Origin of the sequence: Streptomyces halobius (assembly GCF_023277745.1) — a bacterium.
Lineage (GTDB): Bacteria > Actinomycetota > Actinomycetes > Streptomycetales > Streptomycetaceae > Streptomyces > Streptomyces halobius.
Map to the genome: position 1 here is coordinate 8,528,634 of NZ_CP086322.1, position 19,665 is coordinate 8,548,298.

Annotated in this window: 24 protein-coding genes and 2 pseudogenes; 10 read left to right on the plus strand and 16 right to left on the minus strand. The window is 70.7% G+C overall.

Annotated elements, in window-relative coordinates; translation table 11 throughout:
• The first annotated feature begins 182 nt into the window (after positions 1-182).
• Positions 183-1,079 carry a YVTN family beta-propeller repeat protein gene (locus tag K9S39_RS38705; protein WP_248867964.1) on the plus strand — a complete coding sequence of 299 codons (897 nt, stop codon included), beginning with the start codon at positions 183-185 and terminating at the stop codon, positions 1,077-1,079.
• A 367-nt stretch (positions 1,080-1,446) separates the two neighbouring features.
• Here the strand turns inward: K9S39_RS38705 and K9S39_RS43210 are convergent, their stop codons facing one another.
• Both K9S39_RS43210 and K9S39_RS38710 read right to left on the minus strand, forming a co-directional pair.
• Entirely contained in the window at positions 1,447-1,800 is a 354-nt protein-coding gene (locus tag K9S39_RS43210) for a beta-ketoacyl synthase N-terminal-like domain-containing protein (protein WP_406708188.1), read from the minus strand.
• Between the two features lie 128 nt (positions 1,801-1,928).
• Positions 1,929-2,537, minus strand: coding sequence for a hypothetical protein (locus K9S39_RS38710; RefSeq protein ID WP_248867965.1), 609 nt, complete (start codon positions 2,535-2,537; stop codon positions 1,929-1,931).
• 196 nt (positions 2,538-2,733) lie between these two features.
• On the opposite strand from K9S39_RS38710, the gene K9S39_RS38715 reads away from it, so the two are divergent.
• On the plus strand, positions 2,734-3,102 hold the full coding sequence (locus K9S39_RS38715; RefSeq protein ID WP_248867966.1) for a hypothetical protein: 369 nt from the start codon (positions 2,734-2,736) through the stop codon (positions 3,100-3,102).
• A gap of 258 nt (positions 3,103-3,360) precedes the next feature.
• On the opposite strand, the gene K9S39_RS38720 is transcribed toward K9S39_RS38715, so the two are convergent.
• The 4 genes from K9S39_RS38720 to K9S39_RS38735 all read right to left on the minus strand — a co-directional run bounded on the left by K9S39_RS38720 (position 3,361) and on the right by K9S39_RS38735 (position 6,042).
• Positions 3,361-4,089, minus strand: a complete 729-nt coding sequence (locus K9S39_RS38720; RefSeq protein WP_248867967.1) for a universal stress protein — start codon at positions 4,087-4,089, stop codon at positions 3,361-3,363.
• 707 nt (positions 4,090-4,796) lie between these two features.
• Complete coding sequence (locus K9S39_RS38725) at positions 4,797-5,228, minus strand: Hsp20/alpha crystallin family protein (RefSeq protein WP_248867968.1); 432 nt, start codon at positions 5,226-5,228, stop codon at positions 4,797-4,799.
• A 180-nt stretch (positions 5,229-5,408) separates the two neighbouring features.
• Positions 5,409-5,867, minus strand: a complete 459-nt coding sequence (locus K9S39_RS38730; protein WP_248867969.1) for a pyridoxamine 5'-phosphate oxidase family protein — start codon at positions 5,865-5,867, stop codon at positions 5,409-5,411.
• A 4-nt stretch (positions 5,868-5,871) separates the two neighbouring features.
• A complete protein-coding gene (locus K9S39_RS38735; protein ID WP_248867970.1) occupies positions 5,872-6,042 on the minus strand; it encodes a hypothetical protein in 171 nt (56 codons plus the stop codon).
• 277 nt (positions 6,043-6,319) lie between these two features.
• Between K9S39_RS38735 and K9S39_RS38740 the strand changes: the two are divergent.
• A pseudogene (locus tag K9S39_RS38740) lies at positions 6,320-6,415 on the plus strand (polyphosphate kinase 2); the annotation flags it as partial.
• Between the two features lie 28 nt (positions 6,416-6,443).
• Here the strand turns inward: K9S39_RS38740 and K9S39_RS38745 are convergent.
• Positions 6,444-7,145 (minus strand): CBS domain-containing protein, encoded by a 702-nt coding sequence (locus K9S39_RS38745; protein ID WP_248867971.1) that lies wholly within the window; start codon positions 7,143-7,145, stop codon positions 6,444-6,446.
• A 208-nt stretch (positions 7,146-7,353) separates the two neighbouring features.
• On the opposite strand from K9S39_RS38745, the gene K9S39_RS38750 reads away from it, so the two are divergent.
• Both K9S39_RS38750 and K9S39_RS38755 read left to right on the plus strand, forming a co-directional pair.
• Positions 7,354-8,256 carry a universal stress protein gene (locus K9S39_RS38750; protein ID WP_248867972.1) on the plus strand — a complete coding sequence of 301 codons (903 nt, stop codon included), beginning with the start codon at positions 7,354-7,356 and terminating at the stop codon, positions 8,254-8,256.
• Positions 8,257-8,335: 79 nt separating this feature from the next.
• The gene (locus K9S39_RS38755; RefSeq protein WP_248867973.1) at positions 8,336-8,530 is read left to right on the plus strand and encodes a CBS domain-containing protein; all 195 of its coding nucleotides are present in this window, start codon (positions 8,336-8,338) and stop codon (positions 8,528-8,530) included.
• Here the strand turns inward: K9S39_RS38755 and K9S39_RS38760 are convergent.
• A complete protein-coding gene (locus K9S39_RS38760) occupies positions 8,520-9,410 on the minus strand; it encodes a DUF1918 domain-containing protein (RefSeq protein ID WP_248869172.1) in 891 nt (296 codons plus the stop codon). The genes K9S39_RS38755 and K9S39_RS38760 overlap by 11 nt on opposite strands.
• Before the next feature lie 245 nt (positions 9,411-9,655).
• Between K9S39_RS38760 and K9S39_RS38765 the strand changes: the two are divergent.
• A pseudogene (locus K9S39_RS38765) lies at positions 9,656-9,874 on the plus strand (BON domain-containing protein); the annotation flags it as partial.
• Between the two features lie 36 nt (positions 9,875-9,910).
• Here K9S39_RS38765 and K9S39_RS38770 read toward each other — a convergent pair.
• Positions 9,911-10,210, minus strand: a complete 300-nt coding sequence (locus K9S39_RS38770) for a DUF427 domain-containing protein (RefSeq protein ID WP_248867974.1) — start codon at positions 10,208-10,210, stop codon at positions 9,911-9,913.
• Positions 10,211-10,393: 183 nt separating this feature from the next.
• On the opposite strand from K9S39_RS38770, the gene K9S39_RS38775 reads away from it, so the two are divergent.
• Positions 10,394-10,942, plus strand: coding sequence for an RNA polymerase sigma factor (locus K9S39_RS38775; RefSeq protein ID WP_248867975.1), 549 nt, complete (start codon positions 10,394-10,396; stop codon positions 10,940-10,942).
• On the plus strand, positions 10,939-11,244 hold the full coding sequence (locus K9S39_RS38780) for an anti-sigma factor family protein (protein WP_248867976.1): 306 nt from the start codon (positions 10,939-10,941) through the stop codon (positions 11,242-11,244). Before K9S39_RS38775 ends, K9S39_RS38780 begins: the two co-directional genes overlap by 4 nt.
• 181 nt (positions 11,245-11,425) lie before the next feature.
• Here K9S39_RS38780 and K9S39_RS38785 read toward each other — a convergent pair whose 3' ends face one another.
• From K9S39_RS38785 to K9S39_RS38810, 6 genes are all read right to left on the minus strand, one after another.
• The gene (locus K9S39_RS38785) at positions 11,426-11,893 is read right to left on the minus strand and encodes a hypothetical protein (RefSeq protein WP_248867977.1); all 468 of its coding nucleotides are present in this window, start codon (positions 11,891-11,893) and stop codon (positions 11,426-11,428) included.
• Between the two features lie 135 nt (positions 11,894-12,028).
• Positions 12,029-12,220 (minus strand): hypothetical protein, encoded by a 192-nt coding sequence (locus K9S39_RS38790; RefSeq protein WP_248867978.1) that lies wholly within the window; start codon positions 12,218-12,220, stop codon positions 12,029-12,031.
• Positions 12,213-12,974: a TIGR04283 family arsenosugar biosynthesis glycosyltransferase gene (locus K9S39_RS38795; RefSeq protein ID WP_248867979.1), complete on the minus strand. Its 762-nt coding sequence runs from the start codon at positions 12,972-12,974 to the stop codon at positions 12,213-12,215. The genes K9S39_RS38790 and K9S39_RS38795 overlap by 8 nt, the downstream gene beginning before the upstream one ends.
• A gap of 199 nt (positions 12,975-13,173) precedes the next feature.
• A complete protein-coding gene (locus K9S39_RS38800) occupies positions 13,174-14,664 on the minus strand; it encodes a radical SAM domain-containing protein (protein WP_248867980.1) in 1,491 nt (496 codons plus the stop codon).
• Between the two features lie 31 nt (positions 14,665-14,695).
• Entirely contained in the window at positions 14,696-14,905 is a 210-nt protein-coding gene (locus K9S39_RS38805; RefSeq protein ID WP_248867981.1) for a hypothetical protein, read from the minus strand.
• Positions 14,902-16,311, minus strand: a complete 1,410-nt coding sequence (locus tag K9S39_RS38810) for a dihydrolipoyl dehydrogenase family protein (protein ID WP_248867982.1) — start codon at positions 16,309-16,311, stop codon at positions 14,902-14,904. Before K9S39_RS38810 ends, K9S39_RS38805 begins: the two co-directional genes overlap by 4 nt.
• A 291-nt stretch (positions 16,312-16,602) precedes the next feature.
• On the opposite strand from K9S39_RS38810, the gene K9S39_RS38815 reads away from it, so the two are divergent.
• Entirely contained in the window at positions 16,603-17,496 is an 894-nt protein-coding gene (locus K9S39_RS38815; RefSeq protein WP_248867983.1) for a class I SAM-dependent methyltransferase, read from the plus strand.
• Positions 17,497-17,799: 303 nt separating this feature from the next.
• Entirely contained in the window at positions 17,800-18,891 is a 1,092-nt protein-coding gene (locus tag K9S39_RS38820) for a methyltransferase domain-containing protein (RefSeq protein ID WP_248867984.1), read from the plus strand.
• 460 nt (positions 18,892-19,351) lie between these two features.
• On the opposite strand, the gene K9S39_RS38825 is transcribed toward K9S39_RS38820, so the two are convergent.
• Positions 19,352-19,651 (minus strand): anti-sigma factor family protein, encoded by a 300-nt coding sequence (locus tag K9S39_RS38825; RefSeq protein WP_248867985.1) that lies wholly within the window; start codon positions 19,649-19,651, stop codon positions 19,352-19,354.
• Positions 19,652-19,665: the final 14 nt, after the last annotated feature.

Genomic DNA, 19,665 nt, shown 5'->3' on the forward strand with positions numbered 1-19,665 from the left:
CTATGCACCGATTTCGCCCGGCCGGCGCCCCGACCGGCAAGGCGTCGGACCGGCACCGTCCGAGCCCACCGCCACGCTCCCGCCGCAGCCGTCGCCTCCGTTGGAGCTCGGCCGCCGCCGCATTGCTGCTGCCTTGCCTACTGACCGCCGCCGGCTCACCGCCGTCCCGCGCCCACAGCCCCATGGCCCGCTATCCCATGCGTATCAGCGCCTATGTGGCCAACAGCGGATCGTCGACCGTCTCGATCTACGACACGACGCTGGACCGCCGGGTCGGCGCCGCCCAAGTGGGCCGTGGCCCGTCCGGAGTAGGGGCTTCTCCGGACGGTGACGAGGTTTACGTCGCCAACAGCCGTTCCGATACCGTCACCTTCATCAACACCACCAACCGGCTGCCCACGGCCACGGTGCCGGTCGAGCACCGGCCCTTCTCGGCGGTGCCGACCCGCGACGGCCGCCATGTGCTGGTGGCCAACTTCGGCTCGGACTCGGTCTCGGTCATCAGCGTCCGGTCCCACGACGTGATCGCCACGGTGCCGGTGGGGCAGCTGCCGCACAGCATCACCACGGTGCCGGACGGCAGCGCCTACGTGACCGACAACGGCGATCGCGCGGTGACCGTGCTCGACCCGCACGGTCACGCGGTCCGGGACATCCGGGTGGGCGACTTCCCCAGCGGGATCAGTTCGTCGCCCTCCGGCCACCGGGTCTATGTCTCCAATACCGGTTCCGGCACCGTGTCGGTCATCGACACCGACAAGAACACCGTGGTGGGCACCCTGCCGGGCGGCCGGGCGCCGCTCGGCAACGCGGTCAGTCCCGACGGCAGACGCCTTTACGTCGCCGATTCGGGCCGGAACTGTCTGCTGATCATCGACATCCCCACCCGTCGCGTCGTCGCCCGCATCCACGTCGGCGTCAAGCCGCAGGGTGTCGCGGTCACCCCGGACGGCGGGCGGGTATGGGTGACCAACGAGGCATCCGACAGCGTCTCGGTGATCGACCCCGGCGAGCGGCGCGTCCGCCTCACTCTGCCGGCCGGGCACGAGCCCGAAGGCATCGCCATCACCCCCCGCTGACACCGCGACCAGCGCACGTGCCGTCACGGGGCCGCCGGCACCGGGCTGCCGTCACAGCGTTACGTGGAAAAGTGCCTTTCCGCTGGTTTGACAGACGTTTTGGGTAAGCCCTGTCGACCCAGGCCAGAAGGCACTTTCCCGTATGTCGACAGGTGTCAGTGGTCCTGCTTGACGCCGGGGACCGGGGTGCTGGAGGAGGTGGGCGGGCTCCAGTCCGGTGTCGTGGGTCGGCGATGTGGTTGCCCATGCGTCCGGCCGCACCCGGCGGTTTGTCGAAGACATGCTCCGGGCCGTGCCCGATCGTCTGCCGGTTGAACATCATCCACTGGAAGGGCAGTCCTTGATCCGCGGGAACCACAGGACGCGCTCATGACCGCCGCCGCACTCCGTGTGGGGGTCGACCTTGCCGTCGCCGCTCTCGTCGAAGCAGGTGTTCCCGTCGTGCGCCGGGGGCCGTGGGCAGCGAATTCGCCGCGGATTCGGTGACCCTGACGCCGATCATCTTCGGCGAACCGTCGGACTTGCGTGAAGAGACCGTCTCGATATGGCCCTTGCCGAGGGAGGTCCTGTCGGACACGGCCGGATCGGGATCCACGAAATCGCCGGGACCCCAGCGGCCCGGGGGAACGGTGCCGACCGCGTCCGTCCCCGTCCGCAACAACTCCCAGAATTCTTCCGGACTGTCGGCCTGCGGAAATCGGCAGGGTTGGCGCGAATCAATCGCTCAAAGCGAGGGAATGTAGCACGGCGTCGCGCTTCCGTAGTGAAGAACAGGTTAACGCGACGAAGTTGGGGCCGGCTACTTATGTGGACGATTCCTGAGCGGATTTGAAACTCACGTGGATTCCTTCACGCAAGAATCGCGATCGCCGATTCTGTCTGGAGTCCTGGCCTGGACGAACTCCAAACGGAATTCACCCTCCGGGCTGCATGCGCAGGCCAGGTGTACGCCTTCAAGGCGTCCCGCAGTCTCTCCTCCTCGTTCGGCGCGCGCAGGTACAGCCCGCACAGGGTGCTCATCGGGTTGCAGACGTGGAGATGGTCGTCGTCCTCCCAGCAGTCGTCATACTCGTCCTCGTCCTCGTCCGGAACGCGTTCGGGCCCCTGCACCATCGGGACGTCGTACGGGTTGTCGGGCTCCTCGGAGGGCTGTGGGCACCACCTCCACACGGCGCCGCACTGCCTGACCTGGACCTCCCCGAAGTACCAGGCCGCGCCCACCAGGAACGGCTCGTCCTGCGCGGCCGAGATCTCCTCGTAGGTGCGGAACACCCCACGCACCAGGTCTTCGAGCCGGTCGAGGGACTCGGGGGAGAAGTCCCACTCGGCGGTTCCGCCGCTGGTTTCCCTGCCCCAAGCAGGGAAGGCCGCCCGCCGTTCGGCGAGCCAGGTGTTCAGGCGATGGTTGTCCGTCCAGTCCGGCCCCTCCAAGTCGTCCGCCTCCTCCAGCTCCGTCAACTCCTCGACCGTGAGGGGCGGCAGGGCCGGCGTCTCCAGGTGTTCCGGGCGGGGCCAACACCTCCAGCACCTCGGGCCAGGCCGGCTCCCCCCGGACGTACTCACCCTCCGGCCGACGGTCCGGAAAGCGGTCCACCACCTCGCGCAGACTCTCTCCGGCGATGACGTCACGCAGCATCTCGGCGGGATGCTCGGCGTGACCGTCGTAGCGAAGCCGCTGGCTGACGAAGACGCTCCCGGTCCAGTAGCAGTCCTCGGCGTGCCACGTCCCGGGCGGGGCATCGGGGTTGACGGCGCGGTACTGCCACAGGGCGTCCTTGATCTCGACGACGTGCTGGCCGACATACCAGGCGGCCATGATCCAGAAGGGTTCGTGCGCGACCCGGTCGTAGTCCTCGACCGTCCGGAAGTTCTCGCGCAGCAGCGCCTCCATGGTGTCCAGGGACTTGAGGGTGAAGTTCCAGCGGTTGCGGCCGCCGGCTTCCTCGGCCCACCAGTCGAGGTAGTCGATCATGCGCGCGTTCCGCCAGCGGTCCGGCTCGCGGCAGGCCCGGAGAATCTGTAGGTAGCCGACCCACGGTGTCGGCACCCGCTGCGGCCACCACTCCGGATGCTCCTGCTGCCCGGTCCCTGACCGCCTTGCGCAGCAGGCGCGCCGCCGTGGCGAAGACCTTCCCCGTGTACTCCTTGAGTGCCTGACCGACGATGAGCAGCGGAACGACCGGATCGAGGCCGAGGACGGGGTCCGGACACACGACGGGCAGCCCGTCGGTTCCGGCGTTCTCGTCCCAGTCCCAGTCCCAGCGTCCGCCCGCCTCCTCGATCAGCGTCTCGCCCAGATAGGCCGAAGCGGACTCGATGAACATCGCGTTCGCGTCGTCGCTGCCGTCGTCACCACTGCAGAAGCCGAGCAGTTGCTCCTCCAGCTCCAGCTCCGGCAGCTGGCGAGCGCGGGGGCCGTGCGGGCGACCGGCGGCAGCGACCAGCCGTACACGGCGCGGAGGGCGCAGTCGCGCCGTGCGGCCTCGTCGAAGGCGAAGGCCAGGAGAGCGTCGCAGGGGTGGTGGATGTCCACGCCCACGACCACGTCGCGGGAGGGTGCGGGCGGGGCGGCGGCCGCGGTGTGCTCGCCCGGCTGCTTCGGCATACGCACCAGCACGACCGGCCGCTCGGTGGCCGTGATGGTCGCCATGCCGACCGACCCGAGGAGGAAGCCCATGATGCCGCTCAGCCCGCGCGAGCCGAGCACCAGCAGATCGGCGTCGGCGGCTTCGACGGACAGGGCGGCGGCGGGCGGCCCCCACAGCCGCCGTGTGCTGATCTCCAGGGACGGGTGCTCCCGCCGCAGCTCTGCCGCGATCTTGGCCAGCAGCCCGAGGGCCCGGTCGTCCCGCACATGGGGAGTGGCCGCCGGTACGAACGCCCAGGCCGGCCACTCGTCCGCGTGCACGAGGCGTAGCGGCACCTCACGCAGCAGCGCCTCCCGTGCCGCCCATCCGGCGGCGGCGGTGCTCTCCGGTGACCCGTCCAGACCGGCGATCACACAGGACATCGGGCGCACCTCCTCCGGGCCGCCGCCGCGACCACTGTCCAGCTTCCGGCGCGGCTGCCGCGTCGAGGAAGGGCCAACAGGCCCGTGCGGCCTTGTCCCATGCGGACCTTTTCCGGACGGCCGGGGGTATGGGGCTGCATGTGGTGTCCGGGGAACCCGCCTGGCAGGTGGGGCCGCGGACGGTGGCCGCACACCCCCCTGATGAGGTGCGGGCAGCGGTGGCCGCGTCGGGGCTGCGGGGGCGCGGCGGCGCCGGGTTCCCGGTAGCGCGAAATGGCCGGCCGCCACGGCCAGCCCGGCTTCTCGCCCGGGTCAGCGGGGACATGAACCCCGGTCAGGTCTTCTCGGCGTTCGGCTTCCCGGCGAGCGGAGAGACCTCGGACCACGCGGACACGGTCACGTCCTGCCCTGGGTACAAGGTCACCGCAGTCCGGGTGACGTCGCGTCGAGCCGCGTGCCCTTCGCGTCAGGGAGCCGCGCAGATCACCTCGACGAAGTGCCCGAACTCTTCCTCGTCGCTTTCAGCAGAGATCACCGGCCCTGGCCCGGCATAGGGCCCTGTCGGCATCCCGTGGCCCACGGGGCCCAGCTCTCCGTGCGGTGCGTGCCAGGGGCGGCTATCGCGGGGGCCGTCACGGGGCAGTGGGCCTGGTGCCCGCGGCCCACAGCACCGCCGGCGCGGCCCCGGCCCCGCCGGGGCGCGCGGTTCAGCTCGGCTTCCTGACCTCGATCCGCCGCGTGGTGGTCGTGCGTTCACCGAGTGGGGCCGTCACGGTCAGGATGCCCTTGTCGTAGCTCGCGGAGATGTCTTCTTCCTTGACCCCCTCGGGCAGGGTGACACTGCGCGTGAAGGAGCCGTAGCGGAATTCGGTGCGCTCCTTGTCCCTCTCCTCCTCGGCGCGCTCGGCGTGGATGGTGAGCAGCCCGGTCCGGTCCAGAGTGATCTCCACGTCCTTGTCGGGGTCCACCCCGGGGAGTTCGGCCTTGACGACATAGGCGTCGCCCATCTGGGACTCCTCGATCCGGATGGGGTGGGTTTCCGGGGCGAAGGGAAGGCCGAAGGGGAATCCCTCGAACCACTCCGCCACGTCCGGGCGGCGGGCCATGAAGGGGAACTTCCGGCGCTCGATGGTGTTCATGCCATGCCTCCTGGTCTGGTCTGTCTGGTCTGCTCCATGCCTCTGCCGTCGTCGGTCGCCGTCGTCTGTCGCGTGCCTCCGGTCGGTGCGGGGCCCATCCCCTCCACCGTCGCGCACGCACCGTGTGCCCGGCATGGGCCGGATGACCCCCGGGATGAGGTCCCGGTCGTCGCCGGTCCTTCACACCACGCCGGCCAGGGGCGGCGTGCCCCGCTCGTCCCCTCCGTGCCAGTGCCCCCGCAGCATGCGCCCGGAGACCAGCTCGGAAGGGATCCGGATGAAGGCTTCCTCCGTCATGGCCATCCATGAGCGGAGGCCGACCGCACGCAGCCGTTCCTGTTCCGTCGGATCGGTGACGACGGTGGCCCTTCCCGTCACGATCACGCTCCATCCGGTGTGCGCGGCCTCGTCGAACCAGTCCGCCTCGAAGGCCACGACGGCGCCGTCGACGGCGTGTGCCATCCGCGAGACGGCCGAGGTGCGCAGGACCACGGAGTGGTCGCGGTCCAGGGAGAAGTTGACCGGCAGCACAGCGGGCAGGGCGTCGTGCGTATACACGATGCGCCCAATGGGCACCAGCGACAGGAGACGCAGGCACTCCTGCCGGTCCAGTTCCCGGAATCCGTCCTGTCGGTCCATGTCCTCACCGTGCGCGCGCCGCCCGACCGGAGGTAGGGCCGGTGGTCCCTGGCCGTATGGGCGGTTCGGGCCGTCCCGCGTCGACCGGCTGATCGACGACCGGCTCGTGCCCGCGCACCCGGATCCGGTACGACTTCCCGTCCAGGTACGACACTTCGATCCCGTTGTTGCTCACTGCTGCCTCCGCTGGTGCGGTCACCTCACACGGTCACTTCACACGGTCACACCCACGGTGTCCCGGGAAATGGGCCCAACCAGCCAGCTCTGGGTCCGGACCGGCCCTTGTGCCGGACATCCGCGCCACCACACGACACGGGCGTGCGTGCCGCCACGGCTGCCGGTGCCCGCAGCCTCGTTCGGCCCTGACGCTCGGCCTGGGCCAGGGGATTCTTCGTCACGTCATCGCATGGCGGAAGAGCAGGGCGGCGACGGCCGCCCCGCGCCCTGCGCACCGTCTGCCCGCGGCCGGCGAAATCGTGCTGTTCGACCGGAGTTGGTACAACCGGGCCGGGGACGAGCGCGTGATGGGATTCTGCACGGAGCCACAACGGGAGGCTCAGGGGCCGAGTGACGTCGTCACGGCCACCCCGCAGCGTCCGGTGACGGCGCGTTCCCCGTTCGGGAGCCGGCCGAAGCCGGGCCGGTGACGTCGAAGGTGACGTCCACGACCCCCTCGACGGCCCGTATCAGGCGTGCCACCAGGGGGATGAGCGAGTTGTCGCGGAGGCGGCCGCTGAGCGTGGCCACCCCGTCGACGACGCTGACCTGCAGATCCTCGTGGGACACCGTGAACACATGGCGGACGATGTCCGTGCGGATCTCCTCCGCGAGCTCTTCATCGGACCGGAGGAAGACCTTCAGCAGATCGGCGCGGCTGACGATGCCCTGGAGCATCCCGCCCGCGTCCACCACCGGAAGCCGCTTCACCGACTCGTGTGCCATGGTCCGCGCCGCCTGGGCGAGGGTGGCATCGGCGTGAACGGTGAAGGCGGGCGTGCTCATGAGTTCCCCGGCCGTCAGAGCGCCGGCCTTACGCGTGTCGTCGAGGCGCCGCAGTTGTTCCAGACGGTCCGGATCGGACTCCCGGAACTCCTCCTTGGGCAGCAGGTCGGCTTCGGAGACCACACCGATCACCCGCCCCTCGCCCTCCAGGACCGGCAGGGCGCTCACCTTCCACTGCTGCATGGTCTCGACGATCTCCTTGAACCGGGCCTCCCGGCCGACCGCGACCACGGTCCGTGTCATCACATCGCTGACGACGCGCGGTGTGTGCCCCATGACGCCTCCTCAGTACGGGCCGCCGTCCCACCGCTGGTGTGACAGCTTCAGCGTGGAGCCCCCCGACGGCCCGGGACAGGGGCCGATCGGCCCGCGAAGGGGGCCCTGCGGCCCATCGCCGGGACCGTGCCGGCCCGGCAACCGTGGAAGCGAACGTTGAACAGCTCCCCCTCAAGGAGCGTGGAACAGCTCTCGCTGGAGGCGCACCATGACCCGCCCCGTGGCCGTCGGCCTCGACGGCTCGCCCGCCGCCTTGGTCGCCGCGGACTGGGGTGCCCGTGAGGCGCTGTGCCGGGAGCTGCCCCTTCGGCTCGTGTACGCCTGGGAGTGGCAGCCCTACACGTACGCACCACTCGCGGGCACGGACGCCCCCCGGCCGTGGTCGGAGCGCGTGCCGCGCGAGGCCGCCGCGGAACTGCGCAACCGCTACCCGGGCCTGGAGATCACCGCGGACCACCTCACGGGCCCGCCCCCGGAGGTGCTGTGCGAGGTGGCCACGGAAGCCGAGCTGCTGGCCCTCGGCACCGCGGGCTTCGGCGCCCTGGCCGGGTTCTTCCTCGGATCCGTCGCGATGTCCGCCGTCGCCCACACCGAGCAGCCGGTCGTTCTCGTACGGGCCGAAACGACCGCCGCCGACGAGTACTTGCCCGCGACGGACGGCCGGCCGCCGACCGCGATGGCCTACCGTCCGGTCGTCCTGGGCCTGGACCTGAGCCGCCCCTGCGACGAAGTGATCCGGTTCGCCTTCGAGACCACGGCGCTCCGCGCGGCCCCACTACGGGTGATCCGCGGGTGGAAACCGCCGGCCTACTTCCTCTACGGCGTCACCGGGGAGCCGAGCCTGCGGGACGACCTGGCGGAACAGGAGACCGAAGGGCTGCGGACCGTGCTGCTGCCGTGGCGGGAGAAGTACCCCGGTATCGACGTCACCGAGCACTGTGTGATGGGGGAGCCCGCGCACTTCCTGGCGGATGCCGGGGCCGACGCCGGGCTGGTCATCATCGGCCGCCGGAGCCGCCGTTCATGGGCCGGGCCGCCCCGCACCGGTCACATCGCCCATGCCGTCCTGCACCACTGCCCGGCCCCGGTCGCCGTCATCCCGCACGACTGAGCTGGAGACGGCCCACTGAGCCGGAAACCACCGACTGGCCGGAGACCACCGCGGGAGAAGGACCGGGAGGAGCCGGCACATGCAGCACAGCCGAGTCGGCCGACTGATGGCCGACGACGTGGTCACGATGATCGCGCAGACGCCGTTCAAGGAGATCGCCAAGCTGCTCGCGGTGCACCGGATCGGCGGTCTGCCGGTGGTGGACTCCGGCGACCGGGTGCTCGGTGCGGTCTTGGGAGCCTCCCTCGGCTCTCACCCACGGATCAGTCGGTGAGGATACGTCGCCCCGTCAGGCGCTCGGGTTCGATCAGCACCCAGAGCGGGTGCTCGCCGCCTGCCCAGGGCTTGGAGGGTGCTCGCTCGGAGAGTCGTCGCATCGCGTCGGGCTCGGTGACGGCTCGCGCCGGACCGTGGACGAGCACGCTCCACCCCTGGCTCATGGCCTCGTCCACGTGGTCGACCTCGAACGCGACCTCGGAACCCACGGCCGCCGCCGGAACGGTGCCGGGTGCGGTCCGGAAGGCGATGGCGTCGTCGACGATCTCGTAATTCACCGGGATCACCGCCAGCCCGTCCGGCCTCGACACGGCGACGCGCCCCACACCGTGCGTGCCGAGCCGCTCCCGGCACTCGTCGGGACCCAGCTCCCGTAGCTCGGCGCGGTCGGCGGCCTTGCCCTCGCCGGGCGGCAGATCGGCCCCGCCGCCGCGCAGCCGGGCCACCGACGTCCCGAGGGCGTCGGCGAGCGCCGTGAGCGTGGCGAGGTTCGGGTTGGCCGGCCGCTCTTCGAGGTACGTCAGATAGGCCGTCGCCATGCCCGCGCGTTCGGCCACCTCCGCGCGGGTGAGCCGCTGCCGCCTGCGTTCATGGGCCGCGCGTCGGCCGATGTCACCGGGATCGAGCCCCCGGTGGGACGGCTCCTCGGACCCGGGCGTCTTCGCCTCGGCGCGTTCGCCGTGGGGCCGGTGCTCGATGTGGTGGATATGTGCGTCGGGTCCCGGATACACGAGCGTCACGTCGTTCGTATCCGACCAGCGCACGTCATAGGGCGGCGTTCCGTCGTCGTGACGGACTCCGACGATTTTGCCGTCCCGCCTGGTCGCGCCCGTTGCCGGGCTTTCGACGACGAGCTGATCGCCGATGTGCGCCCGCATGGTCATCACCGCTCTCCGGCTCCGTGCTCTCCTTCCGGCGTCGCCTTCAACGTGACACGGCGGCACGCCGGCGGGATGGGGCCCAGAAGCCCCTATCGAGGGCCGAACGGTCCTGGTCCGCCGAAGAGGGGGCCCGTCGGATCATTCAGGAGAGCTGGAGCGAATCAGGATGGCGAGGCGGCCGGCCGCTCGCCCGCTGCCACGACGCGCCCAGAGGGAGAAGGCTCGCCCAGCTGGACCAGCCCCTGGGCCCGGCTCCTTCCGGGGGGACCGTCGAGGTCCGCGAAGGACAGGTCACGCTGGGCGGATCCGTCGAGGCCAAGAGCCTGATCCCGGTCATCGAGCGACTGTGCCGAATTGTGGACGGTGTGGTCTCGGTCTCCGCGCAGAACTTCCGTGCAGGCGTGGCGCTGTCCGTGGTCACTCGCGGGCCGCGTCGCGGGCCGGGCGGCCGACGCCGATGAGGGTGGCGGACGCGTGTCAGCGGGGCGGGCCGGCGGCTACTTCTTCTCACGTGTGCCTTCGACGGTGACGCCGTTCCAGAACGCCACGTGGTTCTTGATGCGGCGGGCGAAAGGGCTGGGGTGCGGGTAGTACCAGGCGGCGTTGGGGTTCATCTCGCCGTTGACGGTGAGTGTGTAGTAGCGGGCGACGCCCTTCCACGGACACAGCGACTTGCTGGGACTGTCGGTGAAGTACTCGCGCTCGAGGGACTCGGGCGGGAAGTAGTGGTTGCCCTCGACGCGTTTGGTGCGCGGGGTCTCGGCGATCACGACACCGTTCCAGATCGCTCGCATCATGGCTCCGGTCTCCCCTCAGGTGGTGGTGCGTGGGGTGTGGCGTAACGGTCGGTACGGTCAGGGAACCCGGTGGGGCCTGTGCAGTCTTCCCCTCCGGCGGGAGCGTCGCGGCCGGTAGGGTGGCGAAGCGTGGAAGAGCCATTGCCTCAGGTGGAAGAGCCATTGCCTCAGGTGGAAGAGCCCTTGCCTCAGGACGGACCGGGGCGTGAGAAGGTCTTCGCCGAGTATGTGCTGCCCGAGGTGGAGGTGTTGCTGCGGGTGGCCGTGACACTGACCGAAGACGTGGCCGATGCCGAGGGCCTGGTGCGGGACACATTGGAGCGGGCGTACCGGGCGGTGGACCGGTACGACGAGGTGCGTCCGCGGGTCTGGCTGCTGACGCTCATGCGGCAGGCCGAGGACGACCGGTGCCGGCGACGCAGGCCGCACACGCCGAGGCCCCCTCGCGTCCGCCTGGACCGGCCGACGCGAACGCCTCCCGCCGAGCCGCCGGAAGCACCGGCGGCGGGTGAGACGTGGGACGAGATGGTGGGGGTCGCGTGCGCGGGCCTGCCGGCCGGGCACCGGCAGGTGGTGCGCCTGGTCGACGTGGACGGGCTGTCGTACGCGGAGGCGGCTGTGCTGCTGGGCGTGCCGGTGGGCACTGTGACGGGCAGGTTGCACCGGGCGCGAAAGCGGATCAAGGGGCGGCTGGCGGCGGCCGGTCTGGTGCCGGGGCGAGGTGGACGATGAGTGCGTGGCTGCGACGGCGGGATCCGGCACAGCGCCGGATGAACTGTATGCAGGTGGCCCGCGTCCTGCAGGCGTATCTGGACGGCGAGAGTGACGAGGTCACCGCGCGGAGGGTGGCGGCGCACCTGGAGGACTGCCGCCGCTGCGGTCTGCAGGCGCGTACCTATCGCGAGATCAAGGAGGCACTGGCCCGTCGGGAACGGCCGGACGAGGACGCGGTGGCGCGGCTGCGCGGATTCGGGGAGTCCCTGCTGCGGGGCGGCGCACCGGAGGGGGGAGAGGGGCGGGCGCCGGGAGCGTGAGTCGCTCGGTTGTCCGGCGAAGTCGGCTGGACGGCGGGCGGCCGGTGCACACCGGTCCGGAAGGTGGGCGGCCGGCCCACACCGGTGGTGTGGGCCGGCGGGGTGCGCGGGATGAGAAAGACGCTGTCGGACAGGCGCTGTTCGAGGCCGGCGCTCGGGAGAGTGACGTGGGAGGGGCCTGTCACGACCTGGGCTGATCGCGGTGCATCACGCTGTGCACGCAGGAGTGGGCAAGGCCCAGAAGCAGGCCGAAGGTGAGGTGTCCGGCGAGGCTCTTCCAGGCCATCTCACCCACGTTGAAGAGCGGCATGCCGAGCTTGGCGGGCATCAGCACCAGGGCGCCGAGGACCCACCAGACGGCGCCGTAGGTCAGGCCCATGGCGGCGGCGGGCATCATCTTCGCGGCATGGTGACCGGCGAGCAGGGCGAAGGTGATACCGATGAACGCGGAGATCGCCAGATGGACGACCCAGGCCACACCGGTTGACTTGCTGCCCACCAGCATGGCGACCATCGGCATCATGCCCCAGAGCTGCATCATGATGCCGAATCCGGCGCCGCCGACAAGACCGCCCACCGCGCCGAACATGGCGTGAGCGGGGAGCGCGGTCAGCGTGCTGTGTCGCGGCGAAGCGTGAGTGGTGGCCATGGCTGTGGCCCTTCTGCTCGGGGACTGTTGGCCTCGACGCTAGGGGCGGGCCCGGGCACGGTATGTGATGGCGCTTATGTACGGACCGGTAAGGGATTTGGGACCGGGTCGCCACTCACCCGATACGCAACACCCCTATGGATACGTCGGGATAGTCCCCATCACCACGTCGACCTGTTCGTATCCGGTGCGCAGGAGGAAGGTGTCCAGGCGGCCGTAGGACTTGGCGCCGAGATGAAGAAGCCGGGTTCGGGTGTGCGGAGTTGGCGATGCCGAGCGGCCCGCGAGGGCCGATCTGCGGATGGCGTCGGCGAGTTCGTCAGTCATGGGCTGGAAACCCGGCGTCGCCGCTGACTTGTCCGTGTTTTCCGCGCCGTACGAGCCGCGGACCCGGCCGTACGAGCCGGGGCCCAGTGGCATAGCGGGCGCGGATCACCTCGGGGTCGACTCCCGCGAAGTACAGCAGTTTCAGATACTGCATGAAGACGATCATGCGCCACGTGCCGTGCCGGACCAGCCGACGCGCGGAGGCCGTGGAAGTGGCGGGCAGGACGGCGAGGAGCCCGCGCCGGTGCAGGCGGCGGGACATCTCGAGGTCCTCCATGATGGCCAGGTCCGGGAAGCCGCCGAGCTCGTCGAAGACGGTGCGCCGGATGAACATGGCCTGGTCGCCGAAGATGTGGTGCAAGCGGCGGGCGCGTGCGTTGGAGGCGTACGCGAGGTAGTCGAGGGCGGGGCTGCGGAGGTCGAAGCGCAGGGTGAGGCCTCCGCCGACCACCTCCGGGTCGGCGAGGGCGGTGCGGATCTGGGCGAGGGCGGCAGGGGCGATCCGTGTGTCGGCGTGGATGAACCAGAGCACGTCGCCGGTGCAGCGGCGGGCACCCTCGTTCATCTGCCGCGCCCGTCCCCGCTCGCTGCGCACCACGGTGGCGCGCGGAGCGGCGAGTTCGACGGTGCCGTCGGTGGATCCGCCGTCGACGACGACGAGTTCGCAGTCGGGGAAGTCGCGGCAGAGACGGCTCAGCGCGGGCTGGATCGCGTCCGCCTCATTCACAACGGGTACGACGATCGACACCTTCATGCCGTCTCCAACGGGTTCAGCAGGGCAGCGATACGCGGCGGCAGGATCGGGTCGTCACGCAGGACGTCGGCGTCCCCTTTGAGGCGGCCCTCGGTGACCGTGACCTGGCCGTAGGCGGTGGTGACGGTTTGTGGGGCCCCGCTTTCCCTGTGGGGCCGGTCATAGCTGCCCGATCCGGTGATGACGCCGATACGCAGGACTACTTCTTCTCCTTGGGGACGGGGCGGGAGGCGGGTTGGGAGGCGGGTTGGGAGGCGGGACAGTTGGCGGGGTTGGCGGGGTTGTTGGGGTTTTTGGTGGTGCGGGTGTCGACGAGGGGGAGCTGGGTGCGCAGCTGTGCGTTCTCGGCGGGGTCGAGGACGGAGTGCTGGACGCAGGCGGGTACCAGGGTGCCGTTGTGCGGGTGGGCCATGGAGTACTGGCAGGCGGCCAGTCGTTCTTGCGTCTCGCGCAGCTTCGGGTCCTGGCTCGTCTCGCCGCGCTTGGTCAGTTCCCAGGCCGGGGCGACGGTTTCGGCGTCCATGAACAGGTGCATGACGAACGTCACCGGCCGTATCCGGAAGCGGTTGACGAGCAGCCGTGTGAGGCCGACGCGGCCGGCCGTGCGGGCCAGCCAGCCCAGGGCGATGGCGAGGGTGGCGGGGTGCCGGGCGATGATACGGATCAGTCTGGCGGCGAGCAGGACGGGCGGGGTGCCGGTGAAGTTCACCTTGCCCAGGTGGCGGAAGAAGGCGTCGCGGACGGCGAGATCGCGGGGGTCGTCGCCGTCGAGGAACGGGAACCAGCGGTCGCCGGTGTAGAAGCCGTAGGCGGTGCGGTTGCAGCGCACATCGCCGTTGTGGAACACGTGGTGGTCGAGGCGGGTGCCGGCGCCGCGCTCGATCTGCGCCCACACCGCGTCCGGGGTCGCGGCGCGGTATTCCTCCTTCCAGCGGCGTTCGTCGCCCAGGAACGCGGCGGGCTGGAAGGAGAACATGCCAAAACCTGTATCGCGGTTGTCGCGGATGACGTCGGCGATCTCGTCGAGGTTGCCGGGGGTGACGGTCATGTTGTGGGCCAGGAAGTACCGCACCCCGTGCTCCCGCTTGAGGCGGGTGAACATGGCGGTGAAGCGCCGCCGGTAAGGGTTGAGGGCCTTCTCGTTGGGCGGGCGTTCGATGCCGCGCCGCCCGTACATGAACTTGTCGAAGTGCGCGGCGAAGGAGAGCCGTCCGAAGCGGGGCTTGCCGTCGGGGCCGAGGGCGAGCTGCTGCAGGTAGGCGTAGTCGAAGTCGCCGTGGGTGAAGCTCATCGGTTCGCGGCCGTGCTCGCGCATGATCTGCAGGGTGGCGGCGTGGTCGTCGGGCGGCAGCAGGCTGACCTCGCCGCCGATCAGCTGAGTGTGCGCCCGCGGCCCGCGCAGCCGGCGCAGCAACCCCATCTGAGCGGCGACCTGTTCGCGGGTGTGCGGGCCGTCGACGCGGACCTGGTTGGCGTCGCGGGAGTGGTAGCAGGGGGTGCACTTCAGGTTGCACTTGGGAAAGACGCCATGGGTGCCTTCGCAGCCCACGCCGTGCCGGCCGATGATCTGTCCCGGGGTTTTGGCCGTCCCGGGCAGTTGTGCCCAGCGGCGTGCCATGGCCTCGGCGAACTCCGGATCGTAGGGGCGGGTGGCACGCTCAACAGCGCGCAGTGTCGCCACGAGTCCCATCAGCTTGATTCCTGCTCTCTTGGTGCGGCGGCTATGCGGTCGAGTACCGGGTCGGTAGAAGCGGGGCCCGACGGCTGGTCCTGCGCAGCAGCCAGGCATACAGCACCACGGCCACGGTGACCGAGGCCGCGCCACCGGTCACCTCGTACGCGCCGAGGATGTCCCCCATCGCGCCGAAGGACGCGGCCTGTCCGGCCGCCATCGCGCTGAGCAATACACCGGGAACGAGCCGGAGGATCATCGCGCCACCTTCCTGCGCAGGCCCAGCAGCGCGCCGGTGGCCCACTGGTTCTTGAAGAGCCGGGCGTAGACGTCGCTGAGCGCGGCGTGCCAGGGCCCGTCCGCGTATGTCGGATACGGGTGCACGGTCTTGGCGTAGTGCGAGGCCGTCCAGCCCAGCCGTACCGCGGCCGCCAGATGGGCGATGGTCTCCCCGGCCCGCGGCGAGACGACCGTGGCACCCACGATCCGGCCCCGCGGGCCCAGGACCAGGGCGGTGAAGCCCTCGGTACGGCCGTCTGCGACCGCCCGGTCCACCCGGTCATGCTCCACCGTGCGCACCCGCACCACGTCCCCGTACCTGCTGCGCGCCTCGTCGGCGGTGAGCCCGACACGGGCGACCTCGGGATCGGTGAACGTCACCCACGGCACCGCCTCGTAGTCGATGGCCCGCCGCACCCCCAGCAGCGCATCCACGGCCGCCGCACCCCCCTGCACCCCACCCAGGTGCGTGAAGGCCGAGCGGCCGGTGACGTCCCCGGCCGCGTAGATCCGCCGGTTGCTGCTGCGCAGCCGCCCGTCCGTCATGACCTGCCCCTGCTCGCCCAGCCGCACCCCGGCCCCTTCCAGGCCGAGCCCGGCGGTGTTGGCCCGGCGCCCGGTGACCGCCAACAGCCGGTCATACACCACCGGGGCACCCACCCCGTACACCGCACCATCGGCGACCTTCTCAACGCGGTAGCCGGTCAGTACGGTGACACCTTCCGCCTCCAACCGCTCCCGCATCAGCTGCGAAGCACGAGGTTCCTCCCGCGGCAGCAGCCGGTCCAAGACCTCCACAAGCGTCACCTTCGAGCCCAGACGGGCGAACGCCTGGCCCAGCTCGCAGCCGGTCGGCCCACCCCCCAGCACCATCAGCCGCTCGGGCAGCCCGGCCAGCTCCCACACCGTGTCGCTGGTCAGCGGATTCGCCTCGGCCAGTCCCGCAACCGGCACCAGCACCGGAGACGAACCCGTCGCGATCACCGCATACCGGAAAGAGACCTCCCGCTCGCCGACGGTCAGGGTGCGCGGCCCGGTGAAGACAGCCGGCCCGTACACCACCTCCACACCGAACGGACGCAGCGCCTCAGCCGAGTCATGCGGCTCGATCGCCGCAATCGCCCGCCTCACCTGCTCCATCACCGCCGCAAGGTCGGCGGGACCCGAAGCGGCACCGAGCCCATACACGTCCGCGCGACGGGCGGCCTGCACCTCGGCCGCCACATGGAGCAACGCCTTACTGGGAACGCACCCCGTCCACAGACAGTCACCACCCAGCCGGTCCCGCTCGACCAGCAACGTGCGCGCGCCGAACCGCCCGGCGGTGCGCGCCGCCGTCAGCCCGGCACTGCCACCACCGATGACCACCAGGTCGTATGCGCTCATGCTGCAGTCTCACTCCGGCTCTCAGATGGGTGCCGACGGACTTGCCTGTGGCCGGCGGCATGGGAAGGAAACCCGCTACGACGCTTCACCCTTCCCCCTGGGCACAGATTTGCGCACGGGTTTTCGGTGGCGAGCCGCCGATCCGGCCTTCCTCCCTCGTACGGCGTGTCCCGGACGGAATGCCGTAAGGAACGGCCGGGTTCCTTGCGGGAGCGGGGTGGTGGAGGCCGATGGTGGAGGCCACTGCCCGAACCCGCGGACACCCCACGCATGTAGGGAAGGAGCGGCCCGATGGACGAACGGGACTGGCGCCGCTATCTCTCCGCCTACCACGACTCCCGCCCCGGCATCACCGAACGCCTCTTCCAACTGGCCGACACCTCCCCATACGCATGGTTGGCCGGGCCCCTGCGCGCCGTTCCGGGGACCGTACTGGACCTGGCTTGCGGATCAGCTCCCACCCGCGACTTCCTCCCAGGCAATGACTGGGTCGGCATCGATCTCTCGCAGGGCGAACTCGCCGAGGCGGCCCGGCGCGGCCGCGGGCCACTCGTCAGGGCGAGCGCCGACGCCCTGCCCGTGGCCTCGGGGACCATCGGTGCCGTCTGTGCTGCGATGTGCCTGCCCGTGCTCACTCCGCTGCCACAAGTTCTGGGCGGGATCCGGCGCGTGCTGCGGCCGGGCGGGATGCTCGCGGCGCTGGTGCCTGCCCAGTCGGGCCTTTCGGTGTCCGGACTGCTCGGCTGGGCCCGGGTGATGTCCGCCCTCGGGACGATGCGCCAGCCGTGGCCCAATCCGCAGGCCCGTGACGGCCTCGCCGCGCTGCTGCGGACGGCGGGCTTCCGCGTGTACTCCGACGAGCGCCGCATCTTCACCCTCGCCCTCGACTCGCCCGACGCCGCGGCCCTGCTGGGCGATGCCCTGTACCTGCCGGACCTCACCCCGCGCCGCACGGAACACGCCAGACGGACCCTCGCCGGATGGGCGCGCCCCGGCCGCCGACTACCACTTCCGCTGCGCCTCGTCGTGGCCGAACGCCCGGCCGATCACGCTGGACAGGAGCACGTCGGATCAGGAGCACATCAGACAGGAGCGCACGTTCGTCCACACCGGTCTCGGCGGGGCGCTCCGCGAGCTGGGCTCCCCCGGTGCTGTGGATCGCGCCGGCCGGGCGGGTGGTCCTGAGCGCGGGCGGCTGGTGGGCGGCGCGACGGGGCCGCTCCCGTATGCCGGACGGGTCCGCTCCCGTACGCCGGAGGTCAGCGCAGCGTGCGGTAGCCGGCGATGAGCCCGTGTGTGGTCACCGGCTGTCGACCATGGCTGATCCCGAGAACGGGAATGCTGCCCTTGGCGTGGCGGGTTTCCGTGCCACGCCATGCAGAGGCCCACCACGCCATGGAGAGACACGCCAACGCCATGCAGAGACACACGGCGAGGGCCGCTGCCGGCGCGCAAGACCCTCATCCAGATCAACATCCCGGGAGAGACATGGCGAATGACACAGCCGCAATCCGGCCCGCCCGCGCAGAAACGCCCCACACATCCTCGGTCGAGGCCACGGTCAAGGAGTACTACGGCCAGGTGCTCGCATCGACCGCGGATCTCAAGACCACCGCATGCTGCACCGACGCGGCACCGCCGGCCCACATAGCCGCCGCGCTCGCCCGTGTGCACGAGGAGGTCAAGGACCGCTATTACGGCTGTGGTTCGCCCATCCCGCCCGCCCTGGAGGGCGCCACCGTTCTTGACCTGGGGTGCGGCAGCGGACGCGATGCCTACGTCCTGTCCCAGCTGGTCGGCCCCACCGGCAAGGTCATCGGCATCGACATGACCGACGGGCAGCTGGAGGTGGCCCGCCGTCATCTGGACTGGCACGCCACCGAGTTCGGATACGCCAATGTGGACTTCCGGCAGGGCTATATCGAGGACCTGGCCACCGCCGGGATCGCGGACGGCTCCGTCGACCTCGTCGTCTCCAACTGCGTCCTCAACCTGTCCCCGGACAAGCCGCGCGTCTTCACCGAGGTTTTCCGGGTTCTGAAGCCCGGCGGGGAGCTGTACGTCTCCGACGTTTTCGCCGACCGTCGGCTGCCCGCCGCCTTGCTGGAAGACCCGGTCCTGGTCGGCGAGTGCCTCGCCGGGGCCCTCTACACCGAAGACTTCCGCCGCATCCTGGACCGGGCCGGCTGCCCCGACGCCCGTACGGTCTCCTCCGCCCCCCTCGCGCTCGGCGACCCGGCCATCGAGCGCAAGATCGGTTTTGCGGCCTTCACTTCCCGTACCGTCCGCGCCTTCAAGCTCCCGCTGGAGGACCGCTGCGAGGACTACGGCCAGGTCGCCGTCTACCACGGCACCCTGGCCGAGCACCCACACGCCTTCGACCTCGACAACCACCACCGCTTCCACACCGGCAAACCCATGCTGGTGTGCGGCAACACCGCCGACATGCTCTCCGCCACCCGCTACGCGCGCCACTTCACCGTGACCGGCGACAAGAGCACGCACCACGGGCTCTTCCCGTGCGTGCCGTCCGAACAGGACGGGGCGGCCAGGTCCGAATCCGGCTCCGGCTGCTGCTGACCGCGGGCCGATAGGCCGAGGGTGGGCGCCGTACCGCGCCCACCCAGGCGTCCCGCCCTGTCAGCCAGAGGGGCGCGGCCACCATGAGGCCCGCGCCCACGGTGGTGGCTGCCACGGCTTGGACCACCGCGGTGCGGTAGACCGCCATCCGCAATCCGGTGGACGTTCGTAGGCCGCCATCCGGAAGCCGGTGAGCGCAGGCGCGTTGCCTGCCGCACGGCCCGACGGGTCAGTGGTCGCCCCAGGACACGGCAACGCCGGGACAGCAGTCGTCCGGGCCCGCGCAGCACCACACCATCCGCCAGGCGCCGGCCACAGCGGTGAAGCCACCGCGCCGCCACCGCCACCTGTGCCGTTGCGGCGGGCGTGCGGAGGGCGCCGGCGGAGGCGAGCGGGTCGGCGAACCGGGTTCGGCATGGCTCCTCCGTTCAGCGGCCGGGCGAGGGGAGTCCCCTGCTCCTCAGGAGCTTGGAGGCGAGTGGGTGAGGCGGTCGGCGTACTGCCGTATCCGGACCTCGGCCAGCGAGACCGGCGCGCGGTGCGGACTGCGCCGTATCGACGCCTTGATCAGCTGCAGCGTCTCCAGACGGCCGCTGCAGATCCAGCAGCAGGCCAGATGCGCGGCCATCCGCACCCGGCGGTTACCGGACAGCTCCCCGTCCGCGTACGCCCCGAGATCTCCGTGCAGCCGCAGATGACGCGCCCGCTCCCGGCACTCGTCCCAGATCTCCCGCAGTCGCGGCAGGTACGGCTTCCTCATGCACCGGAAACCCG

What these genes read in the sequence shown, in the direction of transcription:
- K9S39_RS38705 (WP_248867964.1), top strand. Translation starts at nt 183, where the DNA reads ATGGCCCGCTATCCCATGCGTATCAGCGCCTATGTGGCCAACAGCGGA.
- K9S39_RS38720 (WP_248867967.1), bottom strand. Translation starts at nt 4,089, where the DNA reads ATGTCCTGTGTGATCGCCGGTCTGGACGGGTCACCGGAGAGCACCGCC.
- K9S39_RS38725 (WP_248867968.1), bottom strand. Translation starts at nt 5,228, where the DNA reads ATGAACACCATCGAGCGCCGGAAGTTCCCCTTCATGGCCCGCCGCCCG.
- K9S39_RS38730 (WP_248867969.1), bottom strand. Translation starts at nt 5,867, where the DNA reads ATGGACCGACAGGACGGATTCCGGGAACTGGACCGGCAGGAGTGCCTG.
- K9S39_RS38745 (WP_248867971.1), bottom strand. Translation starts at nt 7,145, where the DNA reads ATGGGGCACACACCGCGCGTCGTCAGCGATGTGATGACACGGACCGTG.
- K9S39_RS38750 (WP_248867972.1), top strand. Translation starts at nt 7,354, where the DNA reads ATGACCCGCCCCGTGGCCGTCGGCCTCGACGGCTCGCCCGCCGCCTTG.
- K9S39_RS38755 (WP_248867973.1), top strand. Translation starts at nt 8,336, where the DNA reads ATGCAGCACAGCCGAGTCGGCCGACTGATGGCCGACGACGTGGTCACG.
- K9S39_RS38760 (WP_248869172.1), bottom strand. Translation starts at nt 9,410, where the DNA reads ATGCGGGCGCACATCGGCGATCAGCTCGTCGTCGAAAGCCCGGCAACG.
- K9S39_RS38770 (WP_248867974.1), bottom strand. Translation starts at nt 10,210, where the DNA reads ATGATGCGAGCGATCTGGAACGGTGTCGTGATCGCCGAGACCCCGCGC.
- K9S39_RS38780 (WP_248867976.1), top strand. Translation starts at nt 10,939, where the DNA reads ATGAGTGCGTGGCTGCGACGGCGGGATCCGGCACAGCGCCGGATGAAC.
- K9S39_RS38785 (WP_248867977.1), bottom strand. Translation starts at nt 11,893, where the DNA reads ATGGCCACCACTCACGCTTCGCCGCGACACAGCACGCTGACCGCGCTC.
- K9S39_RS38790 (WP_248867978.1), bottom strand. Translation starts at nt 12,220, where the DNA reads ATGACTGACGAACTCGCCGACGCCATCCGCAGATCGGCCCTCGCGGGC.
- K9S39_RS38795 (WP_248867979.1), bottom strand. Translation starts at nt 12,974, where the DNA reads ATGAAGGTGTCGATCGTCGTACCCGTTGTGAATGAGGCGGACGCGATC.
- K9S39_RS38800 (WP_248867980.1), bottom strand. Translation starts at nt 14,664, where the DNA reads ATGGGACTCGTGGCGACACTGCGCGCTGTTGAGCGTGCCACCCGCCCC.
- K9S39_RS38805 (WP_248867981.1), bottom strand. Translation starts at nt 14,905, where the DNA reads ATGATCCTCCGGCTCGTTCCCGGTGTATTGCTCAGCGCGATGGCGGCC.
- K9S39_RS38810 (WP_248867982.1), bottom strand. Translation starts at nt 16,311, where the DNA reads ATGAGCGCATACGACCTGGTGGTCATCGGTGGTGGCAGTGCCGGGCTG.
- K9S39_RS38815 (WP_248867983.1), top strand. Translation starts at nt 16,603, where the DNA reads ATGGACGAACGGGACTGGCGCCGCTATCTCTCCGCCTACCACGACTCC.
- K9S39_RS38820 (WP_248867984.1), top strand. Translation starts at nt 17,800, where the DNA reads ATGGCGAATGACACAGCCGCAATCCGGCCCGCCCGCGCAGAAACGCCC.
- K9S39_RS38825 (WP_248867985.1), bottom strand. Translation starts at nt 19,651, where the DNA reads ATGAGGAAGCCGTACCTGCCGCGACTGCGGGAGATCTGGGACGAGTGC.